Source organism: Psychrobacillus sp. INOP01 (assembly GCF_018140925.1).
Classification (GTDB): Bacteria; Bacillota; Bacilli; order Bacillales_A; family Planococcaceae; genus Psychrobacillus.
The window spans coordinates 288,750-301,440 of record NZ_CP073315.1 but is presented as its reverse complement, the minus strand read 5'-3'; the positions used below and the strand labels follow the sequence as shown (position 1 = coordinate 301,440).

Sequence of the window (12,691 nt, the reverse complement as noted above, 5' to 3'; positions counted from 1 at the left end):
ATGGATATTTATGAAAAAATCAATGACTTATATGATCGAAAACGTAAAATCGAACTTGGTGGTGGGGATGAACGAATCGAAAAGCAGCATGAAAAAGGTAAGTTGACTGCTCGCGAACGTATTGAATTACTAGTAGACAAAGATTCATTTGTAGAGCTAAACCCATTCATCAAGCATCGTACTGTTGACTTCGGAATGGATAAAGCAGAGGGTCCTGGCGATGGAGTAGTAACAGGTTATGGGAAAGTAAATGGCCGTCCAATATATTTATTCTCACAAGATTTTACTGTTTTTGGTGGAGCTTTGGGAGAAATGCATGCACTTAAAATTGCTAACGTAATGGATTTAGCAGCCAAAAATGGAGCACCGTTTATTGGCTTAAATGACTCCGGTGGTGCACGTATTCAAGAAGGCGTAGTTTCACTTGATGGATACGGTCAAATTTTTTATCGTAATGCTATTTATTCGGGAGTAATACCACAAATCTCTGTCATATTAGGTCCATGTGCTGGTGGAGCTGTATATTCGCCGGCTATAACCGATTTTGTGTTTATGACAGATGAAACAAGCCAAATGTTTATCACAGGTCCAAAAGTGATTGAAACCGTTACAGGAGAAAAGATTTCTGCGGAAGATCTTGGTGGATCGAAGGTACATAATACGATAAGTGGAAATGCACATTTCCGTGGGAAAACCGAAGAGGAAGTATTGGAAAGCGTTCGTTTGCTTCTAAGTTATTTACCGCAAAGCTTTGAAGAGAAGCCTTCTATAACTGATGTAAAGGTTGAGGATGATTATCGTTCTGATTTAGCGGATATTGTTCCTTTTGAAGCAATTCGCCCTTATGATGTTCGAAAGGTTATTGAACAGGTCGTTGATAATGATTCTTTCTTAGAAGTGCAAAAAGAATTTGCTAAAAACATTGTTATTGGTCTAGCTCGTATTAAAGGCGAGGTAGTGGGTTTAGTTTGTAACCAACCAAAAGTAATGGCTGGAGGTCTAGATATTGACTCATCAGATAAAGCAGCGCGTTTTATACGTTTTTGTGATGCATTCAATATTCCAATTATCACGTTTGAAGATGTAACTGGATTCTTCCCTGGTATAAAACAGGAGCACGGTGGAATTATTCGCCATGGTGCTAAAATTTTATTTGCGTATTCAGAAGCAACCGTACCTAAAATAACGGTTATTTTACGAAAAGCATATGGAGGCGCTTATGTTGCCTTGAATTCCAAGTCTATTGGGGCAGATGTTGTTTTCGCATGGCCGAATGCAGAAATAGCAGTTATGGGGCCAAACGGAGCTGCCAATATTATTTTTGCCCGTGAAATTGCACAAAGTGATGATCCTGAAGCTGTGCGTGCAGAAAAAATTGAGGAATACCGTGAGAAATTTGCCAATCCATACGTGGCAGCTTCTATGGGAATGGTCGATGATGTTATTGACCCAAGAGAAACTCGCATTAAGCTAATTCAATCACTAGAAATGATGCGCAATAAAAAAGAGACTAGACCAAAGAAAAAACATGGTAATATTCCATTATAAAGGGAGACTATTAAATGAGTAGATTAATAGATGAGTTTTTAGAGCTTGTTCAAATAGATTCTGAAACAAAGCACGAGGAAATAATTGCACCTATTTTAAAAAGTAAATTAGAACAGCTTGGATTTTCAGTAATTGAAGACGATTCAGCTTCTAAAACAGGTCACGGAGCAGGAAATTTAATCGCAACATTAAAGGGTTCTAATGGAGATGTAGATCCAATATACTTCACTGTTCATATGGATACAGTAGTACCAGGTAAAGGTATTAAACCAGTAATTAAAGAAGACGGTTATATATATTCGGATGGGACAACAATTTTAGGTGCTGACGACAAAGCTGGAATAGCCGCTCTATTTGAAGCTATTCGTCGTTTGAAAGAGCAATCTATCGAACACGGCGATATTCAAGTTGTTATTACTGCTGGAGAAGAAAGTGGTCTAGTAGGAGCAAAGGAATTGGATTCTTCTTTGCTTACTGCAAAATATGGCTATGCAATTGATAGTGATGGGACTGTTGGTGGTATTGTAACAGCTGCTCCTTTCCAATCAAAACTATGGACAACTATTACTGGAAAAACTGCCCATGCTGGAGTGGCTCCTGAAAGAGGAGTTTCTGCTATAACTTTAGCTGCTAAAGCCATTTCTGCTATGAAGTTAGGTAGACTAGATGCAGAAACTACCGCTAATATCGGTCGTTTTGAAGGTGGACAAGCTACAAATATCGTATGCGATGAGGTGCATATTCTTTCTGAAGCACGCTCAATAAATAAAGATAAACTTAATGCGCAAGTCTCACATATGGTTGCAACATTCGCAGAAACTGCTGAAAAATTTGGTGGTAAAGCAGTGACTGAAACACAATTAATGTACCCAGGCTTCCATTTTGAAGAAGACCATTCTGTCGTACAGGTAGCCAAACGTGCAGTAGAACGTATTGGAAGAACGGCGGAGATAAAAACTAGTGGCGGTGGTAGTGATGCAAATGTAATTGCTGGATTTGGAATCCCTACTGTCATCTTGTCCGTTGGTTATGAAGAAATTCATACAACAAATGAACGCATGCCTATTGAAGAGCTAGAGAAACTAGCCGATTTAATAGTAGAGATCGTTTTAGTAGCGGCAGAATAACATAGGAGGTGGCTTTGTTGAGCAACGAGAAAGTTGTAGTATTTCAATGTGGAAATGAAGATTACGCAGTTTCAATTGAACATGTGGTCTCAATTGAGAAGTTAGAGCATGTAAACCCAATCCCACACTTACCAAATTATTTAATTGGTCTGATGAAAATCCGTGGAGAGCTAGTGCCAATTATCGATTTCGAACAAATTTTGTATAATCGTAGTGGTGTTGATCAGGAATTAGCAAGAGTAGTTACTATGCATACGGAAGATATGACGGTTGGTCTTCTTGTGAAGGAAGCGAAAGAGATATTAGATATTGATCAAGAAAATCTAAAGCAAATTGGTTTAGTAAATTATACGAAAACACGTTATTTTACAGCAGTTGCAAACCTAGAAAATCGAATGATTACAATCGTGGATGCTTCAATTTTGGTAAGTTCTTTGGAAGGCTTTAATGATATTCAATCTTATGTAGAAGAAGTAAAGAAAGAGACGATTAATAATTAGTCACCTGCATAATTTAGCAAGGAAGGTAGCTTATATAGCTACCTTTTTTGAAATAATAAGTGTAAAATTTTCAGTTTCCTATATCCGATGTTCTAAGGATTTTGAAGAATACAGCTATTCATCGATACTACAAATTATGTTTCAGACGGACGCTTTCCAAAGGGGGAGCGATGAACCATCACCGCCGCTTCACGTTCGTTGTGATGTTTCATCTGCTTAATTAAAGTGGAATTCGTTGATTGGAGCGAAAAGTGTCCGCCTGGAGCAGAAATCAACATTATTTCACTATTTAATATGCTTCTATGAAATTTATTCAAAATAAATTGAATTATATAGAACATACTATCTATTATGCATGAGGGGAAAGGAGGGGAATAATTTGTCGGGAAAACATAGAATTATCTTTCACCTAGATATGAATAGCTTTTATGCTTCGGTTGAACAGGCACATGACCCCTCTTTAAAAGGGAAAGCTATTGCCATCGCGGGTAATCCTAAGGAAAGACGGGGGATACTAGTTACATGCTCTTATGAGGCAAGGGCTAGAGGTGTGTATACAACAATGTCCGTGTGGGAGGCTAAACGAAAATGTCCAGAACTGATTTTATTGCCCCCAAATTTTGAACGTTACCGAATTGCTTCTAAAGCAATGTTCGAAATTTTAAGATCCTATACTAATCTTGTAGAGCCAGTTTCGATAGACGAAGGGTATATGGATGTATCTGAAGTTGATATGGAGAACGATGCAGTAAGTTTTGCCAAATCTATTCAGGAGCGGATTATCCGTGAACTTGACTTGCCTAGTTCTATTGGAATTGCTCCTAACAAATTTCTAGCTAAAACTGCATCCAACATAAAGAAACCTATGGGTATAACTGTTTTACGGAAAAGACAGGTAAAAGAAATTCTATGGCCTCTCCCAGTAATAGATATGCATGGAATAGGGGAAAGTACTGCAAGAAAGTTGGAATCCATTGGTATTAAATCTATAGGAGATTTAGCCAACGCAAATCCTAATTTACTAAAAGAAAAACTTGGGAAAAATGGAGTTCGACTTCTAAATCGTGCAAATGGTACTGATAATAGAGCGGTAGATCCCGAATCTATTTATGATACGAAAAGTGTTGGAAATTCTACCACATTGCCTTATGATGAGTCGAATATAGAGGAACTGGAAAAGGTATTTATTCGATTATCGAAAAAAGTGGCTACCAGACTTGATGCTAAAAATCTAGCTGGACGTTCCATTACGATACATATACGAGACGCTAATTGGAAAAACAAAACGAGAAGTAAAACAGTAACTAACCGCCTCTATAAGGAACAAGAAATAAATCAATTGGCATTGGATCTATTCCATGCCTCTTGGAATGGAGATCCTATTCGATTGCTAGGTGTGACTGTAAACAATGTGTACGATAAGGGAGAATCAGTAGAGCAGCTGTCTATCTTTAACTTTGAAGAACATGCAAAAGATGAGCCAATCCTAAAGCTAGTGGAGCAATTGCAAGGCAAGTTTGGAGAAGATAGTATAAAGCGTGGAATGAAAATAAAAAAGAAGCCTTCATTGGAATCTAAAACAAGTTTTAGTAAAGACTTCTTGGATGATCATATTGATTAAGAGTCTCATTCTGAAATACAAATGAGTCGTTCAAATAATTTAACGTGTGAATGTCAGAAGCGGTAGGCAAGCTAAAACTTTGTTGATAATTTTCAATACCTTTACCTGTTATTACGATAAAGTCATTATTTTTGGCCTTTTCCCATGCATATTGAATTGCTAAAGTTCGGTCGGGGATAATAATGCATCTATTCAATGGATCCAGTGCATATAGATCTTGAATCATTTGTTCTGATGGTACACCATTTAAATCATCAAAAGTTAAAATACATAGGTGACACTTCTCCAGAGAAATTTGTACCATGTTTTTTCTTTTTTGTACGTCTCTATTTCCCCTAAATCCAAAAATATGTATGATTCTTTGGGGATTATATAAGCTAGCTGTTTCTAAAATGTGAGAAAACGCATTGCCTGTGTGCGCATAATCTACAATGCAAGTTGCCCCAGCAGGATGCTGGAATAACTCAAATCTACCTGGTACTCCACTGAAATTTTCTAATGAACGCTCAATATTTAAAGGATCTATGTTTAAGGAAATTGCTGTAGAAAATGCAAGCGATGCATTTTCTAAGTTATGCTTACCTTTCATACGACTGTTTAGCGAATATGATTGTATTGGATCTTTGAGTGATATTAGTTCCTCATCATTTACAGTATAAGAGGGTTTTTTACCATTGATTTTAATAACTTCTTTGTTTAACGAAGTTACATACGTACATAGTCGCTCTCCACATGAAGAATCTGAATTGATCACAGCAATACCATGAGGTTTTAAATAATTGAATAGGGATTGTTTAGCTAAGTAGTAAGATTCCATATTTTCATGGTAATCCAAATGCTCATGCTCTAAATTAGTAAAAATACAATAATCAAATCGCAGACCTTCGACGCGAGACTGAACTAAACCATGAGAGGAAACTTCCATTATGACAACATGGTCGTTACACCTTGCCAGAAGCTGATTTAATGTTACTGCATCAGCAGTTGTGTGAGTGGACTCATTTTCAATTCCATTTATTATTGTAGAAACACTACCAAATAATGAACATGAAATTCCTACAGATTCTAAAATGTGTTTGAGCATATAAGAGGTAGTCGTTTTACCATTCGTGCCAGTAATTCCAATCATTATTTTATTTTGAGTAGGATTTTCATAAAATATATTTGCTAATAATCCTAATGCTTTGCGTGAATTGGCTACACGTATATAGGGAACACCAATAGATATAAGGTTTTCTTCTCCAATGACTACACAAGCTCCATTTAATATTGCATCTTCTATAAATGTGTGACCATCTGTAAGGGTCCCTCGTATTGCAACAAATATAAAATTTTGCTCTACTTTAGAAGAGTTAAAAGCCAGGCCTTTTATTTCAATGGACTTGTCTTCTTGACTTATGTGAATGCCTAATGGCGCTATCAATGTCTCTAATTTCATAAGTTTTGGACGCCCCTTTAAGTTGTTTCGTTATTGTTTGCAGTTTTGCTTTTTACATACATGAAATTTAGAGTTAGACTAACTATATAGGCTAAGAAATGGTCAGTTAACTGAATTAATTTCATAATATGGATTTTAGTTGTGAAATCCACACAAAATTGATTTTCGCTCTAGTCGGACGTTTTCCGCAGGAGTCGCCACCTATAGCTCAAAATCTAATTTGTAAGAACAGATAACTGAAAGCAAAATCAAGTTAATGTTCGGGTTATTAATTAAAACAAGTAATTAAGAAATTGACTCAATTAAAACCTGATAATTTATAGTAAACATAAAATAGTGAATAATGTTGTTTAAGTTGATAATTGATGAATAACGTCGAATTTTATAACAATATTTACAAGTTGATTATTATGGTTTCTATAATTAAAATATGTCCAATTTATTTAAGGAAGTGAGCAAATATGCAATTATTGTTTTTAGGAACGGGAGCAGGAATGCCGTCAAAACAGCGTAATACGACATCGACAGTATTGAAACTATTAGAGGAGCGAGGTTCTTTTTGGATGTTTGATTGTGGGGAAGCCACTCAGCATCAAATTTTGCATACGACACTAAAGCCTCGTAAACTGGAAAAACTATTTATTACACATTTACATGGTGATCATATTTATGGGCTTCCTGGTTTGTTAGGATCCCGTTCTTTTTTAGGTGGACTGGAACCTCTTACAATCTATGGACCAACAGGATTGAAAAATTGGATTGAAGTAACTCTTGCTATATCCAAAACTCATGTGAAATATCCACTTTCGATTATAGAGATTGAAGAGGGTATAATATTTGAAGATGAACAATTTATAGTGGAAGCAAAACTATTAGAACATGTAATGCCCTGTTTCGGATATACGGTCAAACAAAAAGCCCTTGCCCCTGAACTTTTTATAGAAAAAACAGATGCTTTAGGAGTTCCAAGAGGTCCTTTATTAAAACAATTAAAAGAAGGACAAGATGTGGTGCTACCTGATGGAATAGTAGTAAAGAGTGAGGAGGTAACTGGGGAACCAAGAGAGGGTTTTAAAGTAACGATACTAGGAGACACAAAATACTGTGAAAACTCTATTTGGTTAAGTAAAGATGCAGATGTCGTCGTCCATGAAGGAACGTTTGACATAGATACAGCAGAGCTTGCGCGCCTTTATGGGCATTCTACTATAGTTGATGCAGCCGAAGTCTGTCAAAAAGCGAATGCTAAGCATTTGATCGTTAATCATATTAGTGCACGATTCCTGTCATCTGACCTAAACAAAATGCTTACCCAAGTCGAAAAATATAGTTTTCCCATTTATATCGCGGAAGATTTTACAGAATATAATTGGGTAAATGATTCATTAATCAAATACAAATTATAAAAGAGATTCCGAACGAGTTGTATTTCACTCGGAATCTCTTTTTTTCTCTAGTATAACTAAACTCACAGTTGCAATTGGTCCTATAACTAATGATAGGAGGAACCAGTTGAGACCACTTCTATTTTTCCCTTGTGCAATGCCGGCATTAATAAAAGCAAGTGTGCCCCAGCCGACAAAATAAGAATTATCCATTCTTTCCAAAACACCTTTCTAGATTATTATCACGGTTTAACATGCTGTAAAAACCACACGGATGGAAGCTCTCACTTATTCATTCATAAAGTTTTCCAAGTTCTCGTGATCTGTTTTGTGCAGCTTGGATGCAAGCAAAGATAGCTTCACTCACTTTATGCTCCATTAATTGTTCTAAGCCTGCTTCTGTTGTTCCTCCAGGGCTCGTGACTCTTCTACGCAGTTCCTCAGGTTCCACATCACCTTTTTTTAGCATTTGTGCGGCACCTTCCATCGTCTGTATAAATAATTGACGAGCATCGGTCTTCTCTAAACCATGCTTAATAGCTGCGGATTCAAACTGTTCCGCGAAATAATAGAAGTAAGCTGGACCACTTCCAGAAAGTGCAGTAACAACATGTAAATCCTCTTCTGCTACGACTTTTACAGAGCCAATCGATTCTAAAAGATCGATGATGAGTATTTTAGAAGCGTCTGAAATAAGTTCATTCCAGCATATAGCAGATGCACTCATTCCAACAGCTGCAGAAGTATTTGGCATAACACGTGCAATTGGTCTGTTGCCCAGAGAATTTGTAATGGTCTGGATATTGATACCGGCAATAACGGAAACTATCGTTGCCTCATTGTTTATATATGGTGCCAAATTAGTTAACGCATCATTTGCGTCTTTTGGTTTCATGGCTAAAAAAATAATATTAGCTTCCGTTAACGCTTTTTTCTGTTCACATACGAGTTGAACATTGTACGTTTCTTTCAAATAGTTAAGCTGCTTTTCATCCGATTTATTCATGACATAAATAGATGCAGGTGAAATTTTTTGTTCTTTCGTTAAGCCATTTATAATAGCTTCTGCCATTGCACCTGCGCCTACAAATACAATCTTCGTCATATAAATTCCTCCTTTTAGTAACCCGGATTTCCATTAAACTTCATGCATGTGGAGCGGTATCAAAGAACAAAATAAAAAAGCGCTCTCATCCCATATATAATAAGGACGAAAACACTTGATTTCCGCGGTACCACCTAAATTTGCTGAAAATTTTCAGCACAACTTAATCCTTCGTATCGAGAAGGTACGACCATGTTTACATAGTAGCTCCGAAGTAGGTTCTATACATGAGCGGGAGGTGAAACTTGCAGCGGATCATTTCACTCTCTTAACTCCATCATATATGTACTATTCTTCATCTTAGCTTTTATATTCTGAATTAATGAAATTATATGCATCTTATTATAAAAAGTCAACCATATTTTAGTGACTGCTAACATAAATAAGAGTACAATGTAATGAATGACTATTCATTAATGAGGAGAATTCAAATGATACATAAAATTATAATTCCTACTCCATTTGCAGTAGGGGATGTAAACGCATATTTAATAAAAGGCGATACTTTGACACTAATCGATGCCGGACCAAAAACAGAAGTAGCGTTAACTGCATTAACACAAGGTATTAAAGAAGCGGGCTATGAGCTGACCGATATTGAGCAGGTTGTTTTAACGCATCATCACCCTGACCATGCTGGATGGACAGATGCTTTTGAACAAGCTAATATTCTAGGTCATGAATACAATCAAGTATGGATGGCTCGTGACGAAGAGTTTTTGCAGTATCATGATCGTTTTTATTTACAATGTTTAAGAGAAGAAGGGGTACCAGAGGAATATTTTAAATGGGTAGAGAAGATGAGAAGACCTTTAAGCTTACTTGGAAGTCGGTCGTTAGATACTTATTTATATGATGAAGATAGATTGCCAGGTCATCCGGATATTCAGGTGCTTGAAACATTAGGACATGCCCAAAGCCATTTGGCATTTTGGTCTGAAAGTTCAAAAGTTCTTATCGGTGGAGATCTTATACTTGAAAAGATTTCTTCGAATCCTTTAATTGAGCCGCCATTAAATGTAAATGATGAACGCCCAAAATCGATGTTACAATACAATGCCTCATTGAAAAAAATCCAACAGTTACCTATTGAAAAGGTTTACAGTGGGCATGGCAATGAAGTGTATAATATTCAGGAGCTTGTCTCAACTAGACTGGAAAAACAAAAAGAGCGGGCATTTAAAGTACTGGATATGATGAATGATGGTGAAAAATCAATTTTTGAATTAACCAAACAACTATTTCCGCAAGTTTATGAAAAAGAACTTGGATTAACACTTTCTGAAACAATTGGACAAATAGATTATTTAATCGATGAAAAACTTATAATGGCAAAACGAAATGAAAAAGGAATTCTATTATATGAGCAAAGCTAAAAAAATTCTAATAACTGGTGCTACTAGCGGAGTCGGGCTTATGCTTGCTAAAACATTACATGAAGCAGGTTATGAAATTTGGGCTACTGGTAGAAATACCACTGTACTAAATAGTTTATCCGCAGATGGAATCCATACAATTGAAGCGGACTTAACATCCGTCCAATCCTTCGATTCACTTTTTATAGACATGAAAACACCTGATTCTGTTATCCACTGTGCTGGTGTTGGAACATTTTCATATTTATTGGACATGGATGAAGGAGATATGGAGAAAATGTTACAGGTAAACGTATTAGCACCGATGAAACTTACGAAGTATTTTGCTCAAAAGATGAAAACTCGAGGGAGTGGGCACTTTATATTTGTTGCATCTCAAGCAGGTAAAGTAGCTACTCCTAAAGCATCTGTGTATGCAGCATCTAAGCATGCCATACTAGGATTTGCAAATGCTATCCGGATGGAACTGAAGGAATTTGGTGTTAATGTTACTACTATTAATCCAGGTCCAATAGATACTCCCTTCCTCGACTTAGCTGATGAGACTGGTAATTATAGAAGTAGTATGAAAGAACATCTGTTGACTCCGGAAAAAGTGGTAGCATCAATCGAACAAGTAATTGAAAAACCAGTAAGAGAGGTTGATCTTCCTTCTTATATGGGTATTACAAGTAAACTATATGCCATAGCCCCATCAATTGTCGAAACTGTTGGGAAAAAGTATTTTACAAAAAAATAAACATTTTAAAAACCGACTTTTCCTCAAAAAACAAAGGAAAAATCGGTTTTTTTAGTAGAGTCAGGCAGTACTTTTTACTCTGTATCTTTTCAGCATTAGCGGAAGATAAGAAAGGTACCGGTAAATTTCAAATTCATGAAACTTTTCGTTGGTATCTATTTAGCAGTTCATCAAGCTCTTGACTGCAAGTAACGACAATTGGATGAGTAAAACCAAGAATTTTTGCCTTTCTATACATATCTTGTTTCTTTAGATCAATTCGTAGCAATAATGCCTTTTGGTGCAAATGACTTTTCACAATATTTCCTCCGTAGTGTGTATTTAGCTTCATTTCTTGGAGTGTATATCTAAGTAGGTTATGTAGCATCTGGATTATTGTATAATAAGTAAATCGCAAAGATTGTCGGATTGTGAAAAATATAAACTTTTCACAAAAATGTCACATTTATATAATCTTCTACACATTTTCTGCCCTAATATGTCGTATCTTCTATTCTAAACAAAATCTTAGGATTTAAAAGGATTTAAGGAAATGGATGAAGAATATTAATTATGAAAGCTGAAATTGTGAATATGAGGTTCAAACGTTGAAAAATTCTAAAAATCAAGCCTTTTTATGAAGGTTATATGTTACAACCGATTTCAAAAGAAGAGTTTGATTACTTTGATAGGGGGCACTTTACAAATTTTTTTGAAAACATTATCTAAGACTGTGGGGTTTTACTATTGATAAAAGGAGTTATATTTGATTTTGATGGCTTAATCGTAGATACAGAAACTACCTGGTATGAAGCATTCAAAAAGGTTTTTTGGGAAAGCCATCAAATTGATCTAGATTTAAAAGGATATTCTCAATGTATTGGAACTGGAAATGACGTTTTATATCGTTACTTCCGAGAACTTGCAGGTGAATCAGTCAATTGTGAATTGCTAGAAGAGCATGCTGCATTGAGATATGAAAACATGATGAAAGCACCTGTACTACGGGAAGGTGTAAAAGAATATTTAGATGAGGCTAAACAACATAATTTGAAAATAGCTCTAGCTTCGAGTTCATCAAAGAAGTGGGTGCGTACATACTTAGTGCAACTTAATATAATGGATTACTTTGAAGTCATCAATACAAAAGATGATGTGAGCAATATTAAACCGCATCCAGAACTATACAATAAAACACTTATGGACTTAGATTTGTCACCTCAAGAAACGATTGTATTTGAAGATTCTTTGAATGGATTGAGTGCTGCAAAACAGGCGGGTATACGTTGTGTCATAGTCCCAAATAGTGTTACAAGAAATCTAAAATTTGAGAACTTTGATGATCGAATAGACTCGATGACGGAAATCTCTTTAAGTGAATTATTAAAGAAGATAGAACGTATGTAGCTTGAAAATGATTGAAGTAAAAAAGGAGTGTTCCCATGATATTAGAGGCAGTTATGTTACAAGTTAAACTGGGTATAGAGGAACAGTATGAGGATGATTTTCGTCAAGCATCTAAAATTATTTCTTCTATGCAAGGTTATATATCTCACGAGTTACAGCGTTGTATGGAAGTTAAGGGAAAGTATTTACTGTTAGTTAGATGGGAATCATTAGAAGATCATACAATTGGTTTTAGAGAATCGAGCGAATATCAAGAATGGAAGAAACTTCTTCATCCTTACTATGATCCTTTCCCAGTTGTCGAACACTTTGAGAAAGTGCATATTTTCTAGAATATAACATAGACTTAGTTCTCTTATTTATATAGAGTGCTAAGTCTATTTTTATTTGCAGCCTTCTACAAAGCATCATTTAAAGATAAAAAATTAGGTATAATTATAAAAAATAAGTTGTATTTATACATTGG

General features: G+C 35.8%; 13 protein-coding genes and 1 other annotated feature. Of the genes, 9 read left to right on the top strand and 4 right to left on the bottom strand.

Annotation, left to right across the window (positions count from 1 at the left end; genetic code table 11):
• The 4 genes from KD050_RS01555 to KD050_RS01540 all read left to right on the top strand — a co-directional run bounded on the left by KD050_RS01555 (position 1) and on the right by KD050_RS01540 (position 4,796).
• Positions 1-1,548, top strand: a complete 1,548-nt coding sequence (locus KD050_RS01555) for an acyl-CoA carboxylase subunit beta (RefSeq protein WP_211894528.1) — start codon at positions 1-3, stop codon at positions 1,546-1,548.
• Between the two features lie 14 nt (positions 1,549-1,562).
• Positions 1,563-2,675: a M20/M25/M40 family metallo-hydrolase gene (locus KD050_RS01550; protein WP_211894527.1), complete on the top strand. Its 1,113-nt coding sequence runs from the start codon at positions 1,563-1,565 to the stop codon at positions 2,673-2,675.
• Between the two features lie 17 nt (positions 2,676-2,692).
• Positions 2,693-3,175, top strand: coding sequence for a chemotaxis protein CheW (locus KD050_RS01545; RefSeq protein ID WP_211894526.1), 483 nt, complete (start codon positions 2,693-2,695; stop codon positions 3,173-3,175).
• A gap of 355 nt (positions 3,176-3,530) precedes the next feature.
• Entirely contained in the window at positions 3,531-4,796 is a 1,266-nt protein-coding gene (locus KD050_RS01540; RefSeq protein ID WP_211894525.1) for a DNA polymerase IV, read from the top strand.
• On the opposite strand, the gene KD050_RS01535 is transcribed toward KD050_RS01540, so the two are convergent.
• Complete coding sequence (locus KD050_RS01535) at positions 4,762-6,234, bottom strand: UDP-N-acetylmuramoyl-L-alanyl-D-glutamate--2,6-diaminopimelate ligase (protein WP_211894524.1); 1,473 nt, start codon at positions 6,232-6,234, stop codon at positions 4,762-4,764. The two genes, KD050_RS01540 and KD050_RS01535, sit on opposite strands and share 35 nt — an antisense overlap.
• 461 nt (positions 6,235-6,695) lie before the next feature.
• On the opposite strand from KD050_RS01535, the gene rnz reads away from it, so the two are divergent.
• Positions 6,696-7,640, top strand: coding sequence for a ribonuclease Z (gene rnz, locus KD050_RS01530; protein WP_211894523.1), 945 nt, complete (start codon positions 6,696-6,698; stop codon positions 7,638-7,640).
• Positions 7,641-7,664: 24 nt separating this feature from the next.
• Here rnz and KD050_RS01525 read toward each other — a convergent pair whose 3' ends face one another.
• Together KD050_RS01525 and proC are read right to left on the bottom strand one after the other, a co-directional pair.
• Positions 7,665-7,832 (bottom strand): hypothetical protein, encoded by a 168-nt coding sequence (locus KD050_RS01525; protein ID WP_211894522.1) that lies wholly within the window; start codon positions 7,830-7,832, stop codon positions 7,665-7,667.
• Positions 7,833-7,911: 79 nt separating this feature from the next.
• Complete coding sequence (proC, locus tag KD050_RS01520) at positions 7,912-8,724, bottom strand: pyrroline-5-carboxylate reductase (RefSeq protein WP_211894521.1); 813 nt, start codon at positions 8,722-8,724, stop codon at positions 7,912-7,914.
• Positions 8,725-8,822: 98 nt separating this feature from the next.
• Positions 8,823-9,035: a binding site (T-box leader), on the bottom strand.
• Positions 9,036-9,155: 120 nt separating this feature from the next.
• Here proC and KD050_RS01515 point away from each other — a divergent pair.
• Together KD050_RS01515 and KD050_RS01510 are read left to right on the top strand one after the other, a co-directional pair.
• Positions 9,156-10,100 carry an MBL fold metallo-hydrolase gene (locus tag KD050_RS01515; protein ID WP_211894520.1) on the top strand — a complete coding sequence of 315 codons (945 nt, stop codon included), beginning with the start codon at positions 9,156-9,158 and terminating at the stop codon, positions 10,098-10,100.
• On the top strand, positions 10,087-10,839 hold the full coding sequence (locus KD050_RS01510; protein WP_211894519.1) for an SDR family NAD(P)-dependent oxidoreductase: 753 nt from the start codon (positions 10,087-10,089) through the stop codon (positions 10,837-10,839). Before KD050_RS01515 ends, KD050_RS01510 begins: the two co-directional genes overlap by 14 nt.
• Positions 10,840-10,972: 133 nt before the next feature.
• Here the strand turns inward: KD050_RS01510 and KD050_RS01505 are convergent, their stop codons facing one another.
• Positions 10,973-11,137 carry an aspartyl-phosphate phosphatase Spo0E family protein gene (locus tag KD050_RS01505; RefSeq protein ID WP_235753897.1) on the bottom strand — a complete coding sequence of 55 codons (165 nt, stop codon included), beginning with the start codon at positions 11,135-11,137 and terminating at the stop codon, positions 10,973-10,975.
• A gap of 431 nt (positions 11,138-11,568) precedes the next feature.
• On the opposite strand from KD050_RS01505, the gene KD050_RS01500 reads away from it, so the two are divergent.
• On the top strand, positions 11,569-12,225 hold the full coding sequence (locus KD050_RS01500) for an HAD family hydrolase (RefSeq protein ID WP_211896169.1): 657 nt from the start codon (positions 11,569-11,571) through the stop codon (positions 12,223-12,225).
• 35 nt (positions 12,226-12,260) lie between these two features.
• Positions 12,261-12,557 (top strand): antibiotic biosynthesis monooxygenase family protein, encoded by a 297-nt coding sequence (locus KD050_RS01495; RefSeq protein ID WP_211894517.1) that lies wholly within the window; start codon positions 12,261-12,263, stop codon positions 12,555-12,557.
• Positions 12,558-12,691: the final 134 nt, after the last annotated feature.